20 protein-coding genes and 1 tRNA gene are annotated in these 26,195 nt (G+C 49.2%); 7 read left to right on the top strand and 14 right to left on the bottom strand.

Translation table 11 applies throughout. The annotated features are described in order from the left end of the window. Positions 1–105 precede the first annotated feature (105 nt). The 4 genes from rpsB to ST42_RS07370 form a co-directional block, all read right to left on the bottom strand. Positions 106–927 carry a 30S ribosomal protein S2 gene (gene rpsB, locus ST42_RS07385; RefSeq protein WP_044073030.1) on the bottom strand — a complete coding sequence of 274 codons (822 nt, stop codon included), beginning with the start codon at positions 925–927 and terminating at the stop codon, positions 106–108. A gap of 126 nt (positions 928–1,053) precedes the next feature. After that, positions 1,054–1,440, bottom strand: a complete 387-nt coding sequence (gene rpsI / locus ST42_RS07380) for a 30S ribosomal protein S9 (RefSeq protein WP_042520160.1) — start codon at positions 1,438–1,440, stop codon at positions 1,054–1,056. A gap of 11 nt (positions 1,441–1,451) precedes the next feature. Beyond that, complete coding sequence (gene rplM / locus ST42_RS07375; RefSeq protein WP_022316625.1) at positions 1,452–1,913, bottom strand: 50S ribosomal protein L13; 462 nt, start codon at positions 1,911–1,913, stop codon at positions 1,452–1,454. A gap of 385 nt (positions 1,914–2,298) precedes the next feature. After that, on the bottom strand, positions 2,299–2,856 hold the full coding sequence (locus ST42_RS07370; protein ID WP_044073029.1) for an LbetaH domain-containing protein: 558 nt from the start codon (positions 2,854–2,856) through the stop codon (positions 2,299–2,301). A 254-nt stretch (positions 2,857–3,110) separates the two neighbouring features. On the opposite strand from ST42_RS07370, the gene ftcD reads away from it, so the two are divergent. From ftcD to ST42_RS07345, 5 genes are all read left to right on the top strand, one after another. Beyond that, on the top strand, positions 3,111–4,823 hold the full coding sequence (ftcD, locus tag ST42_RS07365) for a glutamate formimidoyltransferase (protein ID WP_044073028.1): 1,713 nt from the start codon (positions 3,111–3,113) through the stop codon (positions 4,821–4,823). 91 nt (positions 4,824–4,914) lie between these two features. After that, positions 4,915–6,930, top strand: coding sequence for a urocanate hydratase (locus tag ST42_RS07360; RefSeq protein ID WP_044073027.1), 2,016 nt, complete (start codon positions 4,915–4,917; stop codon positions 6,928–6,930). Positions 6,931–7,051: 121 nt separating this feature from the next. Then, complete coding sequence (hutH, locus tag ST42_RS07355; RefSeq protein WP_022316620.1) at positions 7,052–8,527, top strand: histidine ammonia-lyase; 1,476 nt, start codon at positions 7,052–7,054, stop codon at positions 8,525–8,527. Positions 8,528–8,552: 25 nt separating this feature from the next. Continuing rightward, positions 8,553–9,788, top strand: coding sequence for an imidazolonepropionase (gene hutI, locus ST42_RS07350; protein ID WP_042520158.1), 1,236 nt, complete (start codon positions 8,553–8,555; stop codon positions 9,786–9,788). 215 nt (positions 9,789–10,003) lie between these two features. Continuing rightward, positions 10,004–11,098 carry a glycosyltransferase family 4 protein gene (locus ST42_RS07345; protein WP_044073026.1) on the top strand — a complete coding sequence of 365 codons (1,095 nt, stop codon included), beginning with the start codon at positions 10,004–10,006 and terminating at the stop codon, positions 11,096–11,098. A gap of 4 nt (positions 11,099–11,102) precedes the next feature. On the opposite strand, the gene ST42_RS07340 is transcribed toward ST42_RS07345, so the two are convergent. The 3 genes from ST42_RS07340 to ST42_RS07330 form a co-directional block, all read right to left on the bottom strand. Further along, positions 11,103–12,143, bottom strand: coding sequence for an NAD-dependent epimerase/dehydratase family protein (locus ST42_RS07340; protein WP_044073025.1), 1,041 nt, complete (start codon positions 12,141–12,143; stop codon positions 11,103–11,105). An 11-nt stretch (positions 12,144–12,154) separates the two neighbouring features. Beyond that, positions 12,155–12,871, bottom strand: a complete 717-nt coding sequence (locus ST42_RS07335) for an IspD/TarI family cytidylyltransferase (RefSeq protein ID WP_022316616.1) — start codon at positions 12,869–12,871, stop codon at positions 12,155–12,157. Between the two features lie 76 nt (positions 12,872–12,947). Next, complete coding sequence (locus ST42_RS07330; protein WP_022316615.1) at positions 12,948–13,820, bottom strand: LicD family protein; 873 nt, start codon at positions 13,818–13,820, stop codon at positions 12,948–12,950. A gap of 155 nt (positions 13,821–13,975) precedes the next feature. On the opposite strand from ST42_RS07330, the gene ST42_RS07325 reads away from it, so the two are divergent. Further along, entirely contained in the window at positions 13,976–15,418 is a 1,443-nt protein-coding gene (locus ST42_RS07325; protein ID WP_044073024.1) for a lipopolysaccharide biosynthesis protein, read from the top strand. A gap of 201 nt (positions 15,419–15,619) precedes the next feature. Here the strand turns inward: ST42_RS07325 and ST42_RS07320 are convergent, their stop codons facing one another. From ST42_RS07320 to ST42_RS07305, 4 genes are all read right to left on the bottom strand, one after another. Next, on the bottom strand, positions 15,620–16,066 hold the full coding sequence (locus tag ST42_RS07320) for a hypothetical protein (RefSeq protein WP_044073023.1): 447 nt from the start codon (positions 16,064–16,066) through the stop codon (positions 15,620–15,622). A 118-nt stretch (positions 16,067–16,184) separates the two neighbouring features. Further along, positions 16,185–16,529: a hypothetical protein gene (locus ST42_RS07315; protein ID WP_044073022.1), complete on the bottom strand. Its 345-nt coding sequence runs from the start codon at positions 16,527–16,529 to the stop codon at positions 16,185–16,187. A 14-nt stretch (positions 16,530–16,543) separates the two neighbouring features. After that, complete coding sequence (locus tag ST42_RS07310; RefSeq protein ID WP_044073021.1) at positions 16,544–17,089, bottom strand: RNA polymerase sigma factor; 546 nt, start codon at positions 17,087–17,089, stop codon at positions 16,544–16,546. Between the two features lie 738 nt (positions 17,090–17,827). Further along, positions 17,828–18,220 (bottom strand): START-like domain-containing protein, encoded by a 393-nt coding sequence (locus ST42_RS07305; RefSeq protein ID WP_156139327.1) that lies wholly within the window; start codon positions 18,218–18,220, stop codon positions 17,828–17,830. Positions 18,221–18,447: 227 nt separating this feature from the next. Between ST42_RS07305 and ST42_RS07300 the strand changes: the two genes are divergently transcribed. Continuing rightward, positions 18,448–18,521: transfer RNA gene (locus ST42_RS07300), tRNA-Met, on the top strand. A gap of 308 nt (positions 18,522–18,829) precedes the next feature. Here the strand turns inward: ST42_RS07300 and ST42_RS07295 are convergent. From ST42_RS07295 to ST42_RS07285, 3 genes are all read right to left on the bottom strand, one after another. Beyond that, entirely contained in the window at positions 18,830–20,755 is a 1,926-nt protein-coding gene (locus ST42_RS07295) for an Ig-like domain-containing protein (RefSeq protein WP_082028613.1), read from the bottom strand. A 13-nt stretch (positions 20,756–20,768) separates the two neighbouring features. Beyond that, entirely contained in the window at positions 20,769–21,647 is an 879-nt protein-coding gene (locus ST42_RS07290; RefSeq protein ID WP_044073018.1) for a hypothetical protein, read from the bottom strand. A gap of 1,256 nt (positions 21,648–22,903) precedes the next feature. Then, complete coding sequence (locus tag ST42_RS07285; RefSeq protein ID WP_052488272.1) at positions 22,904–26,164, bottom strand: endo-beta-N-acetylglucosaminidase; 3,261 nt, start codon at positions 26,162–26,164, stop codon at positions 22,904–22,906. Positions 26,165–26,195: the final 31 nt, after the last annotated feature.

Below are 26,195 nucleotides of genomic sequence, written 5' to 3'. Positions count from 1 at the left end.
TAAATATTGAATTAGGTTTTGGATTAATATTGAAAAAGGAACATTGAATTAAGTATTCTGTAAGTCATTAATTCAACGTTCCTAATCTCTTTATACTGTCATTGATTAAGCCTCTGCTGGTGCCTCCTCTGCGGCAGCCTCTGCAGGTGCGTCCTTGCGTGCAGCCTTACGTGCGCGCTTTGGTTTGTCCTCAGCTGTCTCAGCCTGCTCCTTTGCAGCCTTCTCGTCAGCCTTCTCTACCTTGCGCTCCTCAAGACCCTCGTTGATAGCCTCGCAGCAAGCAGTCAGGATAACGTCGATGCTGTCCTTTGCGTCGTCATTGGCTGGGATCATGAAGTCTACGTCCTTAGGGTTAGAGTTAGTATCCACGATAGCGAATACAGGAATACCAAGACGCTTAGCTTCCTTAACGGCGATGGCCTCTTTCATAACATCAACAACGAAGAGTGCAGATGGCAGACGGGTCAGGTCGGCGATAGAACCGAGGTTCTTCTCCAGCTTGGCGCGCTGACGTGTGATCTGCAGGATCTCACGCTTAGAGAGGTTAGAGTATGTTCCGTCGTTCATCAGCTTATCGATGTTAGCCATCTTCTTCACAGCCTTGCGGATTGTTGGGAAGTTGGTGAGCATACCACCTGGCCAGCGCTCGATAACGTATGGCATGTTTACAGAAGCTGCCTTGTCAGCAACAACGTCCTTAGCCTGTTTTTTAGTAGCAACGAACAGAATCTTCTTGCCTGACTTTGCGATCTGCTTAAGAGCCTCTGCAGCCTCGTCGATCTTGGCTGCGGTCTTATACAGGTCGATGATATGAATACCGTTACGCTCCATGAAGATATAAGGAGCCATTGCAGGATTCCACTTGCGTGTGAGTTGACCGAAATGACATCCGGCCTTCAGAAGCATATCAAAATTTGTTCTTGACATTTCTTTTTCTTTTTAAAATTGTTTGTTTACTTTCTTTTTTATTCTTTTGTTAGAATCAGCCGGCGAGTAATCGCAATTCGAGTCTTGCCGGTTTAGATGCTAAACATTGTCCAGCTATCCAGAGGATTAACGCTTGCTGAACTGGAAACGACGACGAGCCTTTGGCTGACCTGGCTTCTTACGCTCAACGGCACGAGAGTCGCGAGTCATGAATCCGTGATCCTTCAAAGTCTTCTTGTCCTCAGCGTTCACCTTAACGAGTGCGCGTGCGATAGCGAGGCGGAGAGCCTGGCTCTGGCCTGTGAAGCCACCACCGTCGAGGTTAGCCTTGATGTCATACTTCTCAACAGCGTCGAGAGCCAACAGAGGCTGCTTTACAACATACTGTACGATTGCTGATGGGAAATACTCAGTAATATCTTTCTTGTTAATGGTTATCTTGCCGGTACCCTCGCTCATGTAAACACGTGCAACAGCACTCTTGCGGCGACCAATTGCGTTAATTACTTCCATTATCGTGTGAATTATTTATACTGGTTAATATCGATTGCTTTAGGTTTCTGAGCCTCGTGGTTGTGCTCTGTTCCCTCATATACATAAAGGTTGTCCATGATGTGGCGTCCGAGAGGACCCTTTGGAAGCATACCCTTCACAGCATGACGGATAATCTTGTCAACACCGCCCTTGCGAGTGCGAAGCTCGGCTGGAGTGTTGAAGCGCTGTCCGCCTGGATAGCCAGTATAACGTGTGTAGACCTTGTCGGTCTCCTTCTTGCCAGTGAAATATGCCTTGCTGGCGTTGATGATGATTACGTTGTCTCCGCAATCTACGTGAGGAGTGAAGTTTGGCTTGTACTTACCGCGCAACAATTTTGCCACCTTAGAGCAAAGACGACCTACTACCTGGTCTGTGGCGTCGATAACAACCCACTCTTTGTTGACTGTTTCCTTGTTTGCGGAAATAGTCTTGTAACTTAAAGTGTTCATTCTGATGTTTTAATTTTACTACTAAAAAACGTTTTTTTTATTACTTTCTTCACGCTTTTCATATTCCGTCTGTCCTATTTATAATATAAGGTTAGAGGTTTATGAAAACCGTTTGAACGTCGATTCACTAACCGTCGCACTCGGCCAAAAGTACAACTATTAACACTACGTTCGTGGGGTTCTAAGTCTTTCCCCGTTTAATAATCGGATTGCAAAGGTATGAATTTTTCCTTTATATTTATAATACAAGACTCGTTAGGATTTTATTTTTATGAATATTTAACTGTAATTTGCAGGAATGCCATATTGCAGGATTGTCTGTATGGCAGTATGGCATTTGAGGTGAATTGGGTTGAGATTTCTACTGACTGTTGGCGGTTAGAGTTTAACCCCGCCGTTTGGGGATGATCCTTGCCGGGTTTCCCACTGCCGTGCAGTTGTCCGGCACATCGGTGAACACCACCGCTCCGGCACCTATCGTCACGTTGTTGCCAATCCTCACGCCTCCGAACACCGTGGCGCCGGTATATATTTCCACATCGTCGCCAAGCGTGGGGCGACCGTCTTTGCCATTACCCAGCGTCACCATCTGCAGGCAATAGAACCGTTCGCCTATCCCCTCGGCATTCAGATACGTGGCATAGGCATGCTCCAGATGCGCTCCCTTGCCGATGCTCGGACACCAGATGTTCAGAGTCCTCTCTCCAGGCAGCATCCAGCGTATGGGAGCCGAAAGGTATTCCCCGATGCGATAGTAGAATAGATTCCTGAACGTGCGCTCCCTGGTACACGCCTTGATGAAGTTCAATACCCCAGCCCGGCGGTCCTGCACCTGGGTCAGGTCGGCATCGATATCCTTCCGGTGGAGCAGATAAATGGCTATGTGCGGCAGCATCCTCAGTGTGGATGCCGACAATATTATGGTTTGAGTGACGGGATTCATATTCCTACCTTAATTTATGTATAACCTTATATAATATAGATGATGCGCCTATTGTTACATCAAGATGCTTAATTTTCGTTTTCTTTCTGCAAATCTAATGAAGAGTTATGAAAGAAGGATAAATATATCCAACTTTTTTTGATTTATCCTTACAACATTAAATTTTTTTATGTAGATTTGCAACATCTATTGGAAAACATCCGCAAGGAAAGTAATTTGACTAACAAAATAACGATACTATAAAAAACATAGCAATGGCAAAGAAAAAGCAGATTGTTGAGTGCGTGCCCAATTTCAGCGAGGGTCGCGACATGAACGTTATCAAGCAGATAACCAGTGAGATTGAAAAGACATCGGGAGTAAAGCTCCTCGACGTGGATCCGGGCGAAGCCACCAACCGTACGGTTGTAACCTTCGTAGGAGAGCCGGAGGCCGTTGTAGACGCAGCTTTCCGTGCTGTGGCAAAGGCAGGCGAACTCATCGATATGCGCAAGCATCACGGAGCACACCCACGTATCGGTGCTACCGATGTGTTGCCAATCGTACCTGTAAGCGGCATCACACTCGAAGAATGCGCCGAACTGGCACAGAAACTCGCTGAGCGCATCGCCGACGAACTGCAGATTCCTACATATTGCTATGAGGCAGCAGCCCGTACACCAAAGCGCCGCAACCTTGCCGTTGTGCGCAGAGGTGAGTATGAGGGTATCGCTGAGCGCATTATGGACGAGAACGAGAAGCCTGACTTCGGTGCAAGGCCATACGACGAGAAGGTGGCACGCACCGGTTGCACGGTAGTGGGAGCCCGCGACTTCCTCATCGCCGTGAACTTCAACCTCAACTCCACTTCTACACGCCGCGCCAACGCCATCGCGTTCGACGTCAGAGAGAAGGGCCGCCCGGTTCGTGAGGGCAATCCTATCACCGGAAAGAAGAAGCTCGACGAGAACGGAAAGGTCGTGATGCAGCCGGGTACGCTCAAGGGAACAAAGGCAATCGGATGGTTCATCGACGAATACGGCATCGCCCAGGTGTCAATGAACATCACCAATATCAACGAGACACCGCTGCACAAAGCCTTCGACGAGGTGTGCCGCTGTGCCCAGAACCGCGGACTGCGCGTTACCGGAACGGAGATCGTAGGACTCATCCCAGAGTGTGCGCTCCTCGACGCCGGCAAGTATTTCCTCGCCAAGCAGCAGCGCTCGGCAGGTATTCCTAAGGAAGACATACTGAAGATTGCCATCAAGTCAATGGGACTCGAAGACCTGCGTCCGTTCAACCCCGAGGAGAAGGTTATAGAATACCTGCTCGCAGCAGGCGAGAAGGGCGGCAACAAGCTCGTAGGCCTCACGGTGAAGGGATTTGCCGAGGAGACAAGCCGCGAGAGCCCGGCTCCTGGAGGCGGTTCCGTGTCTGCATATATGGGAGCACTGGGAGCTTCGCTCGCCACTATGGTGGCAAACCTCTCAAGCCACAAACCGGGATGGGACGAGCGTTGGAGCGAGTTCGCCCAATGGGCGGAGCGCGGCATGGAGCTGCAGGAAGAGCTTCTGCATCTCGTTGACGAAGACACCGAGGCGTTCAACCGCATCATGGCTGCCTTCGGAATGCCTAAGAACACCGATGAGGAGAAACAGTTGCGCACTGATGCCATACAGGCAGCAACGCTCTTCGCCACGGAGGTGCCGCTGGAGACTATGAAGACATCATACAAGGTGTTTGAGGTATGCCGCCAGATGGTGACCACAGGAAATCCTAACAGCGTGTCGGATGCAGGAGTGGGTGCGCTCGCAGCAAGAGCTGCCGTAATCGGAGCAGGCATGAACGTGAAGATCAACGCAGCATCGCTGAAAGACCGTGAGAAGGCAGAAGCGCTCATCGCCGAGGCCGACGCTCTCGTGGAGAAGGCAAATGCTGAGGAGAAGGAAATCACGCAGACTGTCGAAGAGATGATAAGAAAATAAAATGACGAAAGGTGAGGGTGAAGAAATTACGTTTTTCTCCCTCACCTTTTTCGGTCATATATCATATAAAAATGTCTAAATCGAAGCAACTATGACAAAAGAACAATTCCAAGAGGAGATACGCATCGGAATCCCCGACACTCTGCCGGAACCGAAGGCATACGATAAAGAGATAAACCATGCGCCCAAGCGCAAGGAGATTCTCACCGACGAAGAGAAGAAACTCGCCCTGCGCAATGCGTTGCGCTATTTCCCGAAACATCTTCACGCGAAACTCGCACCTGAGTTCCTCGAAGAACTTCACGAATACGGTAGAATATACATGTATCGCTACCGTCCTGACTACGAGATGTATGCCCGTTCGATAAGCGACTATCCACACCGCTCTGAGCAGGCAGCCGCCATCATGCTGATGATTCAGAACAACCTTGACCCGGCAGTGGCACAGCATCCTCACGAACTGATAACATACGGAGGCAATGGTGCCGTGTTCCAGAACTGGGCACAGTATCGACTCGTGATGAAATACCTCAGCGAGATGACAGACGAGCAGACGCTCGTGATGTATTCCGGTCATCCGCTCGGTCTCTTCCCGTCTCACAAGAATGCGCCACGTGTAGTGGTGACAAACGGTATGGTGATTCCAAACTACTCCAAGCCAGACGACTGGGAGCGCATGAACGCACTCGGAGTGAGCCAGTATGGACAGATGACCGCCGGATCATATATGTATATCGGTCCGCAGGGAATCGTACACGGCACTACCATCACCGTGCTCAACGCTGCCCGCAAGCAGATGAAGAAACCTGGCGGTCCTACTGACATCCACGGAATGCTCTTCGTATCCTCTGGTCTCGGAGGCATGTCGGGAGCTCAGCCAAAGGCAGGCAACATTGCCGGAGTGGTGAGCATCGTTGCTGAAATCAATCCGCTGGCTGCCGAGAAACGTCATGCACAGGGATGGGTAGACGAGCTGCACTACAGTCTCGACGAACTGATTCCTGCCGTTCGCAAGGCGATGGAAGAGAAACGCACGGTGAGCATGGCTTATGTGGGCAACGTCGTTGACCTGTGGGAACGCCTCGCTGACGAGAATATGCATGTGGATCTGGGTTCCGACCAGACATCGCTCCACAACCCATGGGCAGGCGGCTACTATCCGGTAGGCGTATCGCTTGAGGAGTCGAAACGGCTGATGGCAGAGGAACCGGAAAAATTCCGCGACCTCGTGCAGGAGTCGCTGCGCCGTCAGGTGGCAGCCATCAACAAGCTCACCGCAAGGGGCATGTACTTCTTCGACTACGGCAATGCCTTCCTGCTGCAGGCCAAGCGTGCCGGAGCCGATATCGTGATGCCCGACGGAAAGTTCCGCTATCCGTCTTACGTGCAGGACATAATGGGACCGATGTTCTTCGATTATGGTTTCGGACCTTTCCGCTGGGTTTGTACATCCGGCGATCCGAAAGACCTCGCCACAACAGACCGCATCGCTGCCGAAGTGATGGAGCAGATCAAGGCAGAGGCGCCAGAGGAGATACAGGGACAGATGGACGACAATATCCACTGGATCAAGGAGGCCGGTAAGAACCACCTCGTTGTGGGTTCCCAGGCACGTATTCTCTATGCCGACTGCGAGGGACGCACCAAGATAGCCCTCGCCTTCAACGAGGCGATAAAGAAGGGCGAGATTTCAAAGCCTGTAGTGTTGGGCAGAGACCATCACGACGTGTCGGGTACCGACTCTCCATTCCGTGAGACAAGCAATATCTATGACGGTTCGCAGTTCTGTGCCGACATGGCGGTACAGAATGTCATCGGCGACTCATTCCGCGGTGCTACATGGGTGTCTATCCACAACGGCGGCGGAGTAGGCTGGGGAGAGGTCATCAACGGTGGCTTCGGTATGGTGATCAACGGTGATGCCGACTCAGACCGTCATATTCGCGAGATGCTCCTGTGGGATGTGAACAACGGTATCGCCCGCCGAAGCTGGGCACGCAACTCTGGTTCGATGACGAGCATCGAGCGCGAGATGCTGCGCACTCCAGGTCTGCAGGTTACGATGCCGAGCATCGTTGACGACGAGATAATCAATAACATTTTATAATACACAATATAGTCGGAAAGTCCTGAGTGAACTCTGTTAGCCTCAACGGAGGCGTATTATATTCATAGGTCTTTTGGGTCCTCAGGGCTTTTCCGATTTTTAAAATTAATCATACACTACTATGATACACAAAATTTCAGCAGAACATCTTACGATTGAGCGTATCGGCGAAATCATTGAGAAAGGTTACAAACTCGAACTTAGCGACGACGCACGTCGGCGCATAATCAAATGTAGAGAATACCTCGACAGGAAGATTGCCGAGACCACAGCTCCCGTTTATGGAGTGACCACAGGATTCGGTTCTCTTTGTAACGTATCCGTTGGCGCCGACCAACTGGCACAGCTGCAGATCAACCTCATGATGTCGCATGCCTGCGGTGTCGGCGACCGTGTGCCAAACGAAATCGTGAAGATTATGCTGCTGCTCAAGATACAGTCGCTGAGCTACGGATATTCAGGTTCGAAGCTCGACACCGTGGAGCGCCTCGTCGACTTCTTCAACAACGACATCTATCCTATAGTATATATGCAGGGCTCGCTCGGAGCTTCCGGCGACCTCGTGCCGCTGGCACACCTCACATTGCCTCTCGTCGGACTCGGCGAAGTGGAATATAAAGGCAAGGTGATGACAGGTGCTGAAGTACTGAAGGAGATGAACTGGCAGCCTATACAGTTGGGTTCTAAAGAGGGTCTCGCTCTGCTCAACGGTACTCAGAACATGAGTGCTTTCGCCGTTTGGTCTCTGCTTCAGAGCGAGCGGTTGAGCGACTGGGCAGACAGGATTGCCGCAATGTCTCTCGACGCTTACTACGGACTGCTCTCTCCATTCACCAAGGCCGTTCATGTGGTGCGTCCTCACAAGGGACAGCTCGACACCGCAGCAAGAATGCTCGAACTGCTTCAGGGCAGCGAGATAGCAGCCAGACCGAAACCTTATGTCCAGGACCCATACTCTTTCAGATGCATCCCACAGGTGCATGGAGCTGCCAAGGACACACTCGCATACGTGAAGTCTGTTATCGACACCGAGATAAACTCAGCAACCGACAATCCTACCGTTTGTCCAGATGAAGACCTCATCATCTCTGCCGGCAACTTCCATGGCGAGCCTATAGCATTGCCAATGGACTTCCTCGCTATCGGAATGAGCGAGCTCGCCAATATCTCCGAGCGCAGAACATACAAGCTCGTGTCAGGCACAAGAGACCTGCCAAGCTTCCTCGTTGCCACACCTGGCGTGAACAGCGGATTCATGATCACCCAGTATACCGCCGCTTCAGTAGTAAGCTTGAACAAGAGCCTCTGCACACCGGCGTCTGTAGACAGCATACCTTCAAGCCAGGGACAGGAAGACCATGTGAGCATGGGAGCCAACGCTGCCATCAAGCTCTATAAGGTGGTGCTCAATGTGGAGCGCGTGCTCGCAATAGAACTCTTCAATGCAGCACAGGCATTGGAGTTCCGTCGTCCGTTGAAGTCTTCTCCTGCAGTGGAGAAACTGTTCGAGGACTATCGCAAGGTGGTTCCGTTCATCGTGAACGACGAGGTGATGTATCCCCACATACAGCACTCTATAGAGTTTCTTAGAAAATAATCCATACCACATATCCGACTGACAGATGAGAGTATTGATAGAAAACATCGGGATTCTCGCTGGCATCGATTCTCATGGCAAGCAGAGGCTCTGTGGCAAAGAGATGCAGAGCCTCGGCATATTGAATGACGCATGGCTCCTCGTTGAGGACGGGCGCTTTGCGGCATGGGGCACGAGAGCTGAGATGCCGGCAGAGGGAATAGCAGCCGACGAGCATGTGGATGCTGAGGGAGGTGCGGTGTTGCCATCATGGTGCGACTCGCATACCCATATCGTTTTTGCCGGAAGCCGTGAGGCGGAATTCGTTGACAAGATCCGCGGTCTCAGCTATGCTGAGATTGCCAAGCGCGGAGGCGGTATCCTCAATTCCGCCGACTTGCTGCATACGCTTTCTGAAGACGAGCTTTACCGGCAGGCCATGGTGCGCATGGAAGAAGTGATGCGCAAGGGAACCGGCTGTGTGGAGATAAAGAGCGGCTACGGACTCAACACCGCCGACGAGCTGAAGATGCTCCACGTGATAAAGAGAATAAAGGAGAATTCACCGCTGCGCGTGAAGTCCACCTTCCTCGGCGCCCATGCTGTGGGCAGGGGAATGACGCAGCCTGACTATGTTGACCTGGTGGTCAACGAGATGATACCGGAGGTGGGCAAGGAGAAACTTGCCGATTTCGTTGACGTGTTCTGCGATGAAGGATTCTTCACTCCTGCAGAGACGGCACGCATCCTGGAGGCTGCCGACAAATGGGGTATGAAACCGAAGATTCATGCCGATGAACTGGCATCGTCGGGTGGAGTAGAGGTGGGTGTGGCCCATGGCGCACTCTCTGTAGACCATCTCGAAAGCATGACAGTGGAGGAGATAGAGATTCTCAGAGACACCGTTACCATGCCTACCGTGCTGCCAGGCACATCGTTCTTCCTCAACCTGCCTTATGGCAAGGCGCGCCAGATGGTAGACGCCGGACTCCCGGTTGCCGTGGCGAGTGATTATAACCCCGGTTCCACACCGTCGGGCGACATGAAGTTCGTGGTGTCGTTGGCATGCATCAAGTTGAGGCTCCTGCCTGAGGAAGCTATCAATGCCGCAACGCTCAACGGTGCTTGCGCCATGGGCGAAAGCCAGCAGTATGGTTCCATTGCCAAGGGCAAGGTGGCGAACTTCTTCATCACCCGTCCTATACCGTCGGTCAGCTTCGTGCCATACGCCTACACCACACCTATCGTAGAGCGTGTGTTCCTGGGCGGAAAAGAGTGTTGATGACTTCTCAATAGTAATACCTTTTCATGTAGCGCTGCCTTTGCATATTGTTGCGGGGCAGCGCTTTAGTTATTTTACCGTCACTTACCAATATTTTCACATGCCTTCATTGATTAGTGGGAAAAATGCCGTATTTTTGCAATATGTTATAGTATGGCGTATGTAATCAGGCATGCCCTGGCATATATGCATAACTAAAGAAAAAGGGAAATATCATGAAAAGAGTATTCCATATAATATCCAAATTCGACCTTGGCGGTGCGGAACGGGTTGCCGCCAACATCGCCAAGTCAGGAAACGACGACTTTGAATATCATGTGGTGGAGGTGTTGCGTGGCGATTCCTCATTCACCCGTGGGTTCCTCGATGAACTGCAGTCTGTCGGCGTTATCTGTCACCGGTCTGTCATGCCCGCTTTCCATTTTCATTTCATCGCCGAGCGTATCGCCGCCATGCTCTTTCCTTTTCGCTTTCTGCTGCTCTGGCTCAGATACAGACCCGATGTCGTGCATGCCCATACCGAAGTGCCGGATATGTGCGTGTGGGCAATCTCGCGAGTCTTCCCATGGATGCTGCGTCGCGTAAAGCTCGTGCGCACCATCCATAACACCTGTCTCTGGACCGGACTGAAAAGGTTTGGCAGAAAGGTGGAGCGCTTCTATCAGCGCCATGATGCCAATGTCGCCATCTCGCAGTCGGTGCTCGATTGCTATACGAGGGAATACGGCAGTCAGCCGCCGATAATATACAATGGTGTGCCGGAGGTGGAACAAAAAGCGTATGACGGGTTGAAAGCCGGAAAGACGAACATCCTCTTTGCCGGACGGTTTGATGACCAGAAGGGCATCGTGCATCTCGTTGCCGTGATAAAAGGTCTGCAGGATATGCCGCAGTATCATTTCCATGTCATCGGCGGTGGCAGACTACAGGAAATGGTGGACAGAGAGCTCGGCGGACTGCCAAACGTCACCGTCCGTCCGCCCCTGTATGGCATCTCTGGCTATCTCGCCTCCTTTGATTATATGTTTATGCCTTCCGAATTCGAAGGCCTTCCGCTGATGTCGGTAGAAGCGGCGTTTGCCGGTCTGCCGGTGGTATGCAGCGGCTGCAAGGGACTCAATGAGACCGTCCCCAAAGACTGGCCTCTCGTGGGCCACGACAACAGCCACGAACAATATTTCCATATCTTCCGCAGTGTTATCCCCAATGCCGACCGCACGATGCTGTCGCAGCAAGCCCGCCAGTTCGTTGCAGTCCGCTTCGGCGTGGAACAGATGCAGCGGAAATATGAGAAGCTTTATCTTGGGTAGTCGTTTAACCCAAATCGGTCTTATCCATTTCCTCCCGTATCGTCGTCTTCAGCTTCTGCTGCCAGTTGCCGGCAAGGGGTTTCCATCCCAAAGCCTCCAGCTTGTCGGTGGCAAACACTGCATAGGAAATCTTCGTGAAAACTTTCTTCTCGGCATCTTCAGGGATGGCGAACACCACCTTCCTGCCAGCCTGATGCGCCAGCGTCTCTGCCATTTCCCTGATGGAGAACACCGATGATGTGTCGGCGATGTTGTAGGCATTTCCCCGTTCGCCATTTAGTAGCACGTATAGCATCGCCAGGGCACAGTCAGCCACATAACACCACGACCGCATCTGACTGCCGTCGCTCTTCATCACTATGTCCTCACCGCGCAGCACGTTGCGGATGAACTGACAGAATACACGGTTGTCGCTGCCTGTGAAATGCGGACCGTAGGTGTGCGACGGTCTCACTATCACCGCATCCACACCATACTCCTCGGCATACGCCACACAGAGAGTCTCTGCCGCACGCTTCGACGACGGGTAACAAGCCCTCGGCGTGGCACAGTCCACATATCCGCTGTCTGTCTCGGTAAACGCCTTTTCGCCGGTGCCCTGTCCGTAGATTTCGCCCGACGAGACATAAAGGAATCTCTCCATGCCGTGGTTCCTGCCGTAGTCTATCAGATTAGCGGTGCCATAGACATTAGACTTTATTATCTCCACCGGACTCTTGGCGAAGAACACCGGACTGGCGTTGCTCGCGGCGTGGATGATATAGTGGAACACAGCGTCACCGGCAAGCGGTTCGCTGACATCGAATTTTATGAAGTGGAACCGCTCGTCTTGCCAGTAGCGGGCAAAGCGTGCATGCGCCCTCTTCTCGTCGCGTCCGGCGGCAAATACATGGTATGAGCGCTCCCGGTGAGCCATCAGTATTTCAACAAGACACCCCCCGATGAGGCCCGTGGCCCCCGTCACGAGAATGTTCCTGTCTTCCAGTTTCTCCCAGGGCAGCGCAGCGGCAGCGGCGTTGATAATGTCCTTTCTGTATTCTGTCATGATAGATGTCGTTATTTCAGCCAAGACTCCTTGTGCACATGCATGAGAGCCTTCAGAATTTCCAGATCCTCCACAGTCGTCACCTTGATGTTCTTCTCCGATCCCGGCACGATATGCATCTCCCTGCCGCCCAGTTCCGCCATCAGCGTACAAGAAGCCACGGAGTTGGTGATGCCCTTCTCCTTAGCCTCCTCATGGGCAGCCACGAGGTTCTTCAGTCTGAAAGTCTGTGGCGTCTGCGTGCGTATCAGCTTGTCGCGCGGAATGCTGGTGCGTGTACTGAATCCGTCCTCGCTCTCAAGTATCGCCTCGCGGCATTTTATTCCCGTTATGGCATATCCGTATTTCTTGCATGTGGCGATGTTGGATGATATGATGTCCTGCGACAGCAGAGGTCTCACGGCATCGTGGACCAACACGAGGTCATCATCATTCACACCGTTCTCCTTCAGTCCATACACACCGTTGCGTATCGAATGCTGTCCGTTGTCTCCGCCCATGAAAATCCATTTCAGCTTAGTCACCGAGAACTGGTTGGCATACGACTGCAATACCGTCTGCCATCCGTCGAGACACACCACGGCGATGCCGTCGATGTCGGGATGACGCTGGAAGGCGAGCAGCGTGTGGATGATTATCGGACAGTTGTCCACGTGCATGAATTGCTTTGGGATGTCTTGTCCCATTCTGTTGCCGGAACCACCGGCTATTATGAGTGCATAGTTCATAGTATCTGTATTTATTCTTGTCTTTATTGTTATGGAATTTTTGTCTCGAAGAGGATTGTTGTCTCGATGAGATCGTTTATCCCAGCTTTTTCTTCACTTCCTCTATCGGTTCTCTGGCGTTCATGTTCAGATAAGCCCTGTTGTGCTTCTCTATCCGCTGCTCCACTGGCGGCAGCTGCATGTAGTCGCCGAAGAAATGCCGCAGATATTCGTCGTATCTCTCGGGCAGCAATACTGTGGTGTCTTCAAAGGGGAACGTCTTTCCCTTGCCGAGCCATTCCTTGGGGAACACCTCGCGGTAGCCGTAAGACCCGGTATACACCTGCACGTTCTTCGCCTTCTCATAGTCGTAGAGATGGCTCATCCCGTCCATCTGTCGTATCAGTCTGCGGCGGATCGCCGACCGGCAGAAGAATGCCAGAGTCTTTATGGCGAAGCGTCCCCACGTTTTAGTGCTTGTCAGCAGCTGCATGTATTCGCCGAAGGTGTTGCGTGTGGATATGGCATTGAGACGGTTGATGATCTTCGTGTATCTGTCTTTCAGCCTGTGCGCCTTGTCTATGTCATCGTCGGTGGCGTCGAGGGGGAAGATGTCCACGAACAGACCGATGACACACGGGCGCTCGCGCTCCTCCACGAGAGTTGTCGTCTTGTCAGACAACTTTGAGAAATACAGAGGGTACGCCTCATTGTCGTAGGGCGTCACAAGTTCATACTTCCCGAAATCCTCCTTCTTGGCTATCTCCAGCAGACGGTCGTAGTCGGGGCGCGGCATTATCACGTCGATGTCGTCGTCCCATGGGATGATGCCATGATGTCTCACCGCACCGATTGCCGTTCCTGCACAGCAGTAGAAGGTAAGTCCGTGATCCTCGCAGATGCGTGTCAACGCCTTCAGAATATCCAGAATCTTGGCGTTCCACTCTTTTTTTATATCTTTTATGTCCATACCATTTACAAAGGTAGTTAAAAAAAAGCGAAAGAGACAAGGAAAGAAAACATTTAGTTGTATTTTTGCATAATCTTAAGACCGCCACATGCGAAACCCCGTGCAGACTTTAGTGGCGGTCGCATTATGAAAAAACGAAAAAAAACAGCGAAACGATGACGGAATCATTGAAGGAGAAGACAGCCAAGGGGCTCTTTTGGGGAGCGGTGAACAGTGGTACGATACAGATGCTTAACCTCGTGTTCGGCATCGTGCTTGCCAAGCAGCTCTCGCCTGGCGACTACGGCGTGGTGGGCGTGCTCACCATCTTCACTCTCATTGCCGGCAATCTGCAGAGCAGCGGTTTCACCCAGGGGCTCACGAATATCAAAAATCCAACGGCAAACGACTACAATGCCGTGTTCTGGTTCAATATCATCGCCAGTGCCATCCTCTACGTCATCCTCTTCTTCTCGGCGCCCCTCATCGCCTGGTATTTCCATTCACCGGTGCTCACCAAGCTGTCGCGCTTCGTGTTTCTCGCCTTCTTCCTGTCGTCGTTCGGCATCGCCCACCACGCCTATATGTTCAAGAACATCATGGCAAAGGAGCGCACCATGACAGGACTCATCGCCCTCTCCCTCTCAGGCATCTGCGGAGTGGTGATGGCATGCAATGGCATGGCATACTGGAGCCTCGCATGGCAGTCGGTGCTCTTCGTCTTCATACAGAACATCTGCCGCTACTACTACACCTTCCGCAAATGGCACCCCACATTCCATATCGACTTCAGTCCGATAAGGCGGATGTTCTCGTTCAGCGTCAAGATTCTCATCACCTCTATCGTAAACACCATCAACGGCAATGTCCTCACCTTCATCATCGGACATAAGTTCCCGATGGCGGCAGTGGGAAACTTCACCCAGGCAAACAAATGGAACACCATGGCATACAGCACGATATCCGGCACCATAGACCAGGTGGCACAGCCCGTGCTGGCGCAGATTGCCGACGACAGCGAGAGGGAGAAACGGGTGTTCCGCAAGCTGATGCGCTTCACGGCGTTCCTGTCTTTCCCTGCCATGTTCGGACTGTCGCTCGTCTCCAATGAGTTCATATTGCTCACGATAGGGGAGAAATGGACCGACTGCATTCCGTTGCTCCAGGTGCTCTGTGTGGGTGGTGCCTTCTTCTCGTTCAACACCATGTACCAGCAGCTCGCCATCAGTGGCGGACGGTCAGACATATACATGTGGTGCAATATCGCACAGATTGTGATGCAGATATTGCTGATACTGCTCACTTGCAGCTATGGCATATATGTCATGGTGGTGGCATACACCATCTTCACCGTGTTGTGGCTTGCCGTGTGGCAGTGGCAGGCGCATCGCCTTATCGGCATCCGCATCGCTGAAGTACTTGCCGACACCATGCCCTTCATGCTTTCGGCAGCAGCGGTGATGGCGGTGACCCATTTCGCCACACGTGCCATTCCAAACCTTGCCCTTCTCCTTCTCTCCCGCATCGTCATCGCCTCGCTTCTCTATCTCGCCATAATGAAGATAGCAAAGGTGGAGATTCTCAACGAGTGTCTGCGGTTTGTAAGGAAGAAGAAATAAGCTCCCCGACGAAGTCCGCACAAGTTCTGATGACCGATGAAAAAAAACGAGAGACTGACATCCTCACGGATGCCAACCTCCAGAAAAAAACCAACACTTATTCTATATAAAATCGCTTGTTCTTATTGCTTTATTTTAACCCGAAGACGGTCATTAGGCCGTTCACCCCCAAACGGTCATTAGGCCGTTGTAAACTTGCTGTCATCTCCTTTTGCCGTGGTTTGCCCTGCGGCGCTCGCTCAGTCTCTTCATCATCTTGCGCTCCTTCTCATACATCTGCTCTATCTGCTTCTGAGTGAGGAATTTGCTGAACTCCTGATAGTATTTGTTCCTGATGTCGAGCACCTTCTGGCTTCTCTCGAAGCGCTTGCGCATTTTCTCGGCAGCCTGCTCTTCAGTCTCGCTGTTGCGGCTGTTCTTCTTGCGGCACTTGGGTACGGTCTGCCATAACTCCTTCTTGTAGTTCTCGTATGTCTCCACAAAGCGGTCGTAGGTCTTGCCCGTGAGGTTCAGGTCGGCAGCGATGTGCTTGGCCTGCGTTTCCGCCATCTGCTCTCTCGACATACGCTGCTTTGCATTCTGTGCCTGTGTGCCGAAGGCTGTGAACACCAGCATCAGCGTCAGGATTATCGTTCTTGTTGTCTTCATATTTTTTTCCTTTCTTTTAGATTTTGAAGTTCCTTCTTGTCATTTGTCGATTCGTCTGCCGGCAACATTCGTGGACATCCGGAACTTCGGTTTGTTATTTTTTATGTTATAGCGCTATCTATAGGTTTGAATTATATGTGTCCGACAGGAATACGTCGTTGTCGTAGGCGTCGATCATGAGCTGTTGGTCATCGTAGCTCAGATTGTCGAACGCCTGGTCCAGATCAGAATATACATTCATGTTTCTGGGCTGTAGTGCGCTGTGGCATACTATGAAGAGTGTTGCCACTGCTGCCGCTGCCACCATGCTGCGGAACAGATTGTAGATGCGGCACTTGCCTCTTGAGGCGGTCTTCGCCTCCAAGCTCTCCATCACCCTGTTTTCCATATCCGTAAGGAATCCTTCCGGCATGACGTAGGGCATTCTCTTTCCTACGGTCTTGAAATCAAAGTTCTTTTCCATATCTCAAATTCCTTTTAGAGTTCTTGTTGCATATATCTTTTTATCTTTTCCTTAGCCAGATGGTAGTTCACTCTCGCCGTCGTGGCAGTAGTCTCCGCCACTTGGGCTATCTGGTCGTAGTCCATCTCGTCGTAGTATCTCAGGTTGAATGCCAGCTGCTGCTTGCGTGGCAGCGAGAGTATCGCCTTTTGCAGCCTTACGGCTTCGAGGTCGGAGAAGTCAACGTAGCTGTCGGCAGTCATATCTGCCATGGCATCCTGTTCGCCGAGCGCTTCGCTCATCAGTGTTGTCTTCTTGTTCTGTTCCAACAATGTCAGTGCCTGACGCGTGGCGATGCGGTATATCCATGCCGTCAGGGCATCCTTGTTGTCGAGTCTGTCGATGGAACGGTATGCTTTGATAAACGTCTCCTGTTCGACGTCCTGTGCATCATCATGACTCACCACCAGACGGCGGATGTGCCAGTATAGCGGCTCACTGAATTTCGCCATCAGCAGTCGGAACCCCTTTTCCTTGTCTTGGGTTATGGTCCTCGTTATTTCGTTGTTGTCGATATTCATTTTGCCTTGTTGCCTGTAGTGATGTTTTGTTGTTATAAACTATATGATGCTTGTCTGCCGTATTGTTTGTCGGCTTTCTGTTTATAGGACGCACAGACTTGTGGAATGTTTAATTCCGAATGGTAATTAAACCGTCTTTTTATTACTGTTTGCGTTTTTTTACCCGTTGGCGGAAGGTGATCGATATGAGTAAAAGCTGCCAATGTCGCTGATTCTTAGTAAAAACGAGAATTGCTCAAAAACTGTCAGATTGTCTGGTTTTTTGTTGTAGTCTTCTGATAAACAGACGGTTGACTGTCTTGCAATTGTCAGCCAATTGTCTGGATGGTTTGCTGATGAAAAAAATTGTCAGGTGTGAGTAATTGTCAGATGAAAGGACTTGTCAGATGTGGGGAATTCAGACTACAGGAATTGCATGCGTTGGCAGAATCCTGAAAACAGGAATATGGGTATTACAACATTCACTTTTGGGGCATCATTCTGACAGCAAATCTGCCCAACAGGGGCAAGCACGTTGCCCATGATGGGTAAGCACGTTGCCCCAGTTGGGCAAGCAGCGTGCCCAATTCCTGAACTTTTGTTGTCCTTGCCAATGTTGTTTTTTAGGAGGTGGAGTCCTCTTGGGCTCCGGGAGTATATCGGTGCGTATTCTATATACCTTCGTATATTGTATACAAAGGTAAATATAAAAGATGTGTATCTGCGGAGTATAGATTCTGCAGGAGGTGGTTTGGGGTGTCAGATTCCCGTGTTCTGGTGAAGCATCTGCACGTTTTCGTCCCAGATGTCCTTCAGACTTTCCGTGTCGCCGTCGTCGGCATAGTCGGTAATCGCCAGGATACAGTCGTTGGTAATCTCGCCAACCTCAATCCTCAGTTCGCAGTAGGCGTCGGGATTGGTGTCGTCGTCCCATTTGAAGCGGATGAACTTCTCTGCCTTTTCCTTCACTATGGTTGCCGTCTTCGTGTCTTTGTTCATATACGATGTCCCCCATGTGAATGTCAGCTTGTCGTCTTCCCGCTCCACCTCGTCAGCCATCCATCGTTCCAGTCCGGTAGCTTCGCTGATAATGGGCCATACCGCACTTGGTGATGTAGCGTTGAGTTCATACTCCAGATAGATTCTTTTCATGTCGTCCATAGATAAATAGATATTCTGTGCCAGTGTGTTGACCCCGTCGGTCGTAGATTCTGATGCCTTGACAACAGTTAGTAGCGTCCGATTGGGGCATATCTTCAGTTTTATGTTCTATTTTGGGGCAAAAATACAAAAAAACATTGTATTGAAAGATTTTCTTGAAAATATTTTGGTGGTTTAAATAAAAAGTCTTACCTTTGCACTCGCAAAAAAGAAATGATGGCGGGATAGCTCAGCTGGTTAGAGCGCATGATTCATAATCATGAGGTCCCCAGTTCAATCCTGGGTCCCGCTACAAGTCTTAAGGATGTATCTGAACTTGATGTTTGGTACATCCTTTTTTATTTTTCGGCGGTCGAAGATGCCGCTGACTGAACCATTCAGATGGTTTCTGACAATTTCAGATGCTTAACAGTCAGAGACTCAGGTTGTTACGTGTGAAAACCAGATGGTCTGATGATTTTTTTTGTTTTTCCTCTTTTCAGTACTTTTTACGGTGATATTAGCGAGTGTGTCCTCAGCTTCCGGTGGGGATACAAGCAGTAATAAAACAATCGAGTAGGAGGAAAACGAAGCAGTTTTCTTCCTACTCGATTATATAATCTAAATATTTATTTTGTATCTCTTTCCGTTTATATAAAGGATATAGATACCAGATTTTAATGTGATTTTTTGTTCTGTACCTTTGTGTATAAGCTTTCCGTCGACTGAGACAACTGTATAGTCTGTGTTGTATTGTTCTTTTACAAATAGACTATTGTCCTTTATATAATAAGGTGTACCTATTGTCGGATTGTTGATACCGTCTATGTTTTCTACAGTCACAACACATGAAGCCATGTATCCTTTCTCTTCTGTCGTTGCAAATATTACGGATGTACCATATCCTGTTGCTGTAACAAGACCTGTTTGTGAAACTCTGCAAATATTTTCATTACTGCTAGACCAGTTAACGTTCTTGTTTGTCGCATCATCCGGTGTAATCTTGGCATAAAGCTGCACGGACGAACCAATTTTGGATAATTTGATTTCATTTTCGCTCAGTTCTATTCCTGTGACAGGCTGATTAACTGTTACAGAAATTAAATTGGACAACACATAACCATCTTTATCTACAATTTTTATATTTGTTATTCCTGTTCCCACAGCAGTAATAACGCCCTCTTTCACAAATTTTACAATTGTTTCGTCTTCTGATACCCACTTTACATCTTTGACTTTTGCTGTGTTCGGAGATATTGTATATGAAAGCAATATCGTTTCACCGACATTGATATTCAGATTCGTTGGCGTGATATTAAGCATAGGTCGATTTACTACCACATTACATACTGCTTCAAAATCTCCATCATGTGATCTAGCTCTAATTGTAGTCTCACCATTTTTTAGCGCAGTAATCATGCCATTGTCGTTAACATTGACTATATTGTAGTCATCGCTGCTCCATATTATCTTTTTGTCGAATGCGTCTGATGGCTGTAATTTCGCAGCTAATTGTTTTCCTTCTCCAACAAATAGTGATAGTTCATTTGAATTCAAGGAAATTGATGAAACTTCGTTTGCTTCTTTTATATTGGAAAATTGAAATGTCTTGTTCGTCTTGTATGTTTCAATGCATCCTTTGGGAACGTATACAACATCTGCTTTTAAATTATTTTGCTGTATGTATGGTGGCTTTTGAGATTTGAAATATGCTATTTTAGCTTTTAGTATTATGTCCAAATGCTCACAATCTTTGCCGATTGTTATTGTGTCAGATTGGTAAGTATGAGGACCAACGTATCTATCACTGTAATATTCTTTTAACTTGCTTGGAAAGTCAAATCTCTTTTCGTTTATTGGCACAATGAAATTTTCAGCAGAATTTAGCCAAGAATCTGAGCTTCGCCCTGCAGAAACAAGGTTCTTTGGAAGTGTGAATGGAATATTTAAAATTGGTTTTGCGCAATAAATAGACCCCATTTTTTTTATAGAATCAGATAGCTTAATTGAAACAGGCATTCTACTGCCTAAATTAATGGCTTCATTTTCAACATTTTCAACGTCGTCCATAAATACTGTAACTTTAGGCTCAGCACACACTAAATCTGTTACGTTAGCATTGGCAATGTAGAGACTATCAATAGAATATCCTTCTGCGGACGAGATAAGTATAGCTGTACTAGAATTAACTCTTCCTTCTATTTTCCTTGGTGTTACCAATTTCTTCATGTGATTGTGTAAGTATAAATTAGAGAAACGAATAAAGCCGTTCCAAATTAAGTTGTCTCCTTTGTCACACGTAAGGTTAACATCATATAGATTTAAGCTTGTAAGTTTTCTGTTTTCGATAAGTCCACAAACAAATTTCATGTCAGTTTCATTAACATACCCCGTAATTGTAAGGTCTTCAACATTAACTTGTTGTTCATAGGTCATTTTGCTTGACAGCCAACCGGGAGTTTGGTTGTCAATAGTCATGACTTTTTCTTGTGCTTGCATATTGCAGACTACTGCAAGAAATGCAAAAATGATAAATAGATTTTTCATGTTTGTTTAATGTTTATTTATTACTTAATTCTGCTTCTATGATTTTATCTAACTTGCATGTTTCAATACATTTTCCAAATCTTTTATTGTATTTGGCATAGTTTTGGATAAAAAACAATTCTTTATAAGACATGCTTGTAATGAAAATATTCATATATCTTGATATTGACTTCTTCCTGTATATGTAATCATTTGTATACTTTAATATTTCCTTTATACTATGTAGATAATTTATCATGTATGGCTCATAATATTTAAATACAATTTTGTTACAGAATAGGTCTTTAGTCGTTTGATCTGTTAATGAATTATACTTATTGTAAAGCTTTTCGGCTATATGGAATTTTGCATTGTAGAATTTTATTGTAATGTCTGTTTTCAATGCCTCTATATGCTTTTTGCATAATTCTCGTTTTTCATTTATATTAGTCTGATACAGCATGTCTTCCCAATATAATATTCCTTTATCTTCAATATCAGTATCCTGTCCAAGATATTTTTCTGATGATAAAGCAATCTTAATTAATTTGGATTCTTGTAATATATAATCAAAAATTTGTCTGTTCTTTGTAAATCCGTTGTCATTCTCATTGTTCTTTTCAATGAACAATCTTTCAACTACCTTTTCGTGATTGCTAAGTAAATTGAAAAAAGTTGTTTCAAAGCGTTCTTGTTTAAAACTCCGACCTTGTCGCCTTAATGTAAGATATAAGAGAATTGCATTGGCGATAGCTGCAACTTCAGATATAAAAGAACCGTAGCAACTACCATCCCAATTATTTAAGGAAGTAATGAAGACATAGCCCAATATGGCACACAGAATCAAGACTGCAATGACTATAGCTGCAATAATATCTGTCGTGTTATAGCTGAATTTGTAAAATCTAACCATAGTTCTTCATACTGCGCTACCTATAGTATCCCAAATTCGGTAGACCTTATAAATGCGAAAAGCGTGGGAACTTTACCCGTCGTTCGTCCTGCGCTTCGAGGCCTTCGCATTGCCCAGTATTGTAGAACGAACAACTTCGAAGCCCACGCCGATATGAGTATACACTATCCCCAACACAGATATTTAGCCTAATGTGAAATCACAATATGCCATATCCGTAAAAGGGGATGCGAATAAACACATCCCGAGAGCATCTACCGTTGCTATGTCCTTGACAATACTTTTGGGAGTTTGCGAAGTTCCGAAGTGCCAAAAACAAGCGTCAAGTAAACGCCTTTATATTTAAATTTAGTATTCTATTGTTGCCCAATCCCTCCACTTGCAGAGTTGTTTCCTGCCTGTTTCGGCGTGGGGCTTGAAACATCACATTATGTAATGTTTAAGAATACGGAGACAAAGGTATAAAATATATTGATATATTGAAAATAAATGAAGTATAAAATATTATTGCTGTCCGCTAAAAGCTTTCGACCAATAATTGGGTAGGAGGTAAATGTTATTCATAAAAGGCATTTACCTCCTACTTTCACATTTACCGACCTCCCACGCGGCACCGTACGTGCCGTTCGGCATACGGCGGTTTCGTGCTTTTACACCTTGCTGTGTGTGGCAAGTTGTTTTCAGTCATCCCTTCAAGATACGTCACTTCTATTCTATTGTTGGATTCCGTCCTATCGTGTGAATAGAGAGTTCCTTTTCGGACATCTGACTACAAAAGACTCTCAAGGTAGCAGTCATTTACTATTGTACTGCACGATTCAGTCCTTCCCTTTAGGCAACCCGTGCCTTGGGTACTATGACCTCTGCTGACTTCTCACGATAAGCTTTACTCCGTCATGGTACATCGAATACATCATCTTCACCATGCGTCCGTGAGACCTCCTCGGATAAGGGCATTATCTTTCCATCTTATACCCACTTCATTTACACCAACCGTTCCGAATAGCTATAGGGCTTTGGTTTGTTCGGCAACCTTACCCACGGTCACATGCCTTATATGAAGTTTCTGTTCGTTAGGTCAGATGTTTGCCGCCGGCTTCTTTCAGATTCCAACTCACGATGGACACCCTTGCCTTTGGCTATGTAATTCCCGCTATTAGGGCTTACTCGGGACTTGCACCCGTTAGACAATGCTCATGCCGAGCATACTATTAAACCCCAAACGGTCATTAGACTGTTTGGGGTTAAGTTGATTTTTACAGCGGACGGTCGCTTGTTGAGGCTTGACTCTTTATGTGCGTTTCGCCGTTGCGGTCCACATATTTCGCCTTACCTGTGTATTCGCCTCCAGAGTCGGCCATCCTCATGATGCGAGCCTGACAGCCAGGAGTCTTGCCGTGGTTAGGGAATACACCGTCGGCGTCGGTCTCCTCGAAAGTGAAGTAGGCAGAAAGGCCCTCCGGCACCTCTTTGTCGGTGAACCCCCTCATGCATCGCAACACCTCCTCGGCGGTCAGCGCCCTGTTCCATATCTGCACATCGTCGATGGCACCGTTGAGGCCTGCCTTATATACACCGCTTCCGCCGATGCGGATGTCAGCCACGGCGTTGTGGTCAATCCTCTTGTTGTCGGCAGGCATCAGTTCGCGACGTGTCGATTCCGGCATCTGTAGCGGACCTGCCACGAGCCTTCCGTTTATATACACCCTCTGCACCTTCTCCTTGTCTTGCGTCACCATGATATGTGTCCACACGCCTGCCGGGATGCTGTATCCGTCTGTCGTCATGTCGCCGTGGCCTTCGATGTCGCCGCCGCAGCCCATCGTGCGATACATAATTTCGTTGGCAGGATGGTTCTTGCCGCTCTTCTCGTCGGTCCATGGCGGACAAACCTGCACCCACAGGTCGCCCCAGTTGTTGAACGGCCATTTGTCGGCTATTGAATTCTTCGACACGATGTTTGTTCCCTGCTTGTCGTGCGTCCAGTCGTCAGCCTTCACCCATAGGGCTACCGAATATTCCAGTCCAGGCAATGCCTCGGCAGGAATTGTCAGCATATACGGGTCGTTGAGCTTGAGTGCCTTCGATGTGGAGGAGAGAGGCGACACCTTCACCAGTCCTCGTGTCATCGTCTGCGATCCGTCGCCGTTGATAGTCATCAAGTCGTAGATTCCATCCTTGTCTATACTCGTGGTGATGGAAGTGGAGTTCTCCGCCTTCGCTATCACCTTGTCCGTCAGAGCGTCGATGATTCTCCATTCCTTTGCCGGCGGCATCATGTTGTCCTTATAATATATGGTGAACGCCTCTCCCGGCTTTATCCTTTCGCGGTCGATGGCCGGTGTGCTGTTCAGGGCGTTGTATTCGATCACCCTGTAGTCGCTCCATGCTATGTCAGAGCCCTGCTGTCCGTCCGGCGACACGGCACGCACACCGAATCGGCATTCCCTCTTGCAGCCTTCAGCCAGTGGAGCGCCGATCACGTATGCCGCCCATGATTCCGTGGCGGTGAGCAGCTGCTGCGGTCTGCCTTTCTGCTGGAAGTATATCTCGTAATACCAGGTGCCCACCTCGTCGTTGTATGTCTTCTCGTCGCCCTTTTCCTCCTTGGAGGCATAGCGCATCTTGAAGTCCACGGTGTGGTTCCATCCCCGCATTACCTCTATTTCCTTTATCCATGGCTTCACGGTGTTGAACCGCTGTCTGGGGTTGCGGACAGCCATCTCGCCGATGTTCATCACATAGTCGTCGCCCGTGCCTTCCACCACGATGCCCATCATGGCTACCTCGTCGCCGGCTTTCAGTCCCAGCTTTTTCAGAGGCGTCTTGAATGTGGTCCATGTGTTCTCCCTTTTTGCTGCAGGCAGTGCTATCTCCTTGTATTCCGACGTGTTGCCTTTGAGCGCCACGAAGAGTCTGGCGTGTGTGTCCCTGCCTTTCGGCATCTTGTATGTCAGCGACAGTTCGTAGGAAGGCTCCGTCAGCAGCTTTGTCTTGAAGAGTTTTATGCGTGAGAACTTCGTCGCTCCATGCAGCTGTAGACACGAACCGCCGGTGTAGCTGTCGTCCCACGACAGTTCGGCATTTACAAACGAGCCGATGTTCTCTGCCGTAGTCCGGTCATCCTCGTCGGTTATCCAGAAGCGCCATGTCGGCAGGTAGTCCTGGGTGTTGAGGTTATACCATTTGGAGTCGAAAGCCACCTTTCCGTCCTTGTAGTAGTGCAGTCCGTTGCCCAGATTGAAACGGGTGACAAACGGCACCTGCTGTATCGTTGACTTTGCCGTCAGCAGACGGGCAAGTCCGTGGAAGGTCCTGAGGTCAGCGTTAGACAGTGAGCAGTCTGTACGTACCTCCGGCAGCAGGGCAGGGTTGCGGTAGCCGCCGGAGAACGACAGTTCCTGTTTCAGCAGATACGCCTTCTGGATGATGACGTCAGCCGTGCCGTCGTCGGTAGCGCTCTGGTGAAGCAGGTTCTGTGAGTGTGCTCCCCATACGCCCACCGATATGTCGTTGTTCATGAGGTCCTGCCAATGCTTGTTGTTCCAGGCACGTCCCTGAATGTCTAATCCTGCATAATAGTCGTAAGGACTTCTGCCCAGCGACCGAGCGTATTTTGCCGACGCCTTAAGAATGTCGTCCGTCCAGTTGTAGTTGGCAAAAAGGCGGTCTGTGGCGATGCTGTCTTTCGTGCCGAACATCCTCTTGTTCTGTTCGCCGAGTCCGCAGTCGAGCGACAGTTCTCCATTGTCGTCGGTCACGTCATACCATTGCAGTTCGAATGTCCATCCAATGTCCTTCGCCTTGCGGTGGACGTCGATGAAGAAATCCTGCAGCCGCATCATCGTTGCCTTGTCGGTATTGAATTCCGAGTTCACTCCCAGGGCGTTGATGCCGTAGTATTTCATCAGACGGGCAAGTTTCAGCGAGTTTCTGAACGAACCGTCGGTGTTTCTCTCCGCCAGTTTCATCAGCGTCTGCGAATAGTCCGCCTTCACGGTGTCGCCTACTTCGGCATCCCAAGGCACCGAGAGCACGCATCCCACCGTGACACCATTCTTAGCCGCCGCATCGCTGATGCCAGCCGACACTCTCAGCCATGGTGCCGACCAGTTGCCGTGGGTGTCGATATACTGCCACATAGAGAAGTTGTCGCCCTCAAAACAGTAGCGGGGCAGAGCCTTCCATTTCGTCGTAGGGTCGTCGAGCGGTGTCCACAGGAACATCCTGCGCTCAGCCTCCACATCGTTTCTCACCTGGTAGTCGCCGTCGGTGATGCGCTTGAGCGGACGCTGGCGCGAGATGAAGAACTCGTCGTCGATTCTTGACAGACCGCAGGGTGGGGTGCCCGGCTGCCATGAGTCGAAGAATCTGTAAAGGTTCTTCCAGTTTATCTCTTTCTTCTCTCCTCCCACAGTCACCTTCTCAAAGTCGAATTCGTGTTTTGGAGTGCGTTGTGCCGTTGCCGTCATACATGTTATGAGGGCAACGGCGATAGTGGTGATGGTGTTCTTCATGTGTAAATAAATTATTGCCGTTTCACAAGTT

The organism is Prevotella pectinovora, assembly GCF_000834015.1.
Classification (GTDB): Bacteria; Bacteroidota; Bacteroidia; order Bacteroidales; family Bacteroidaceae; genus Prevotella; species Prevotella pectinovora.
Note: the sequence above shows the minus strand (reverse complement) of the source record. Positions and strands in the feature narration are given on the sequence as shown.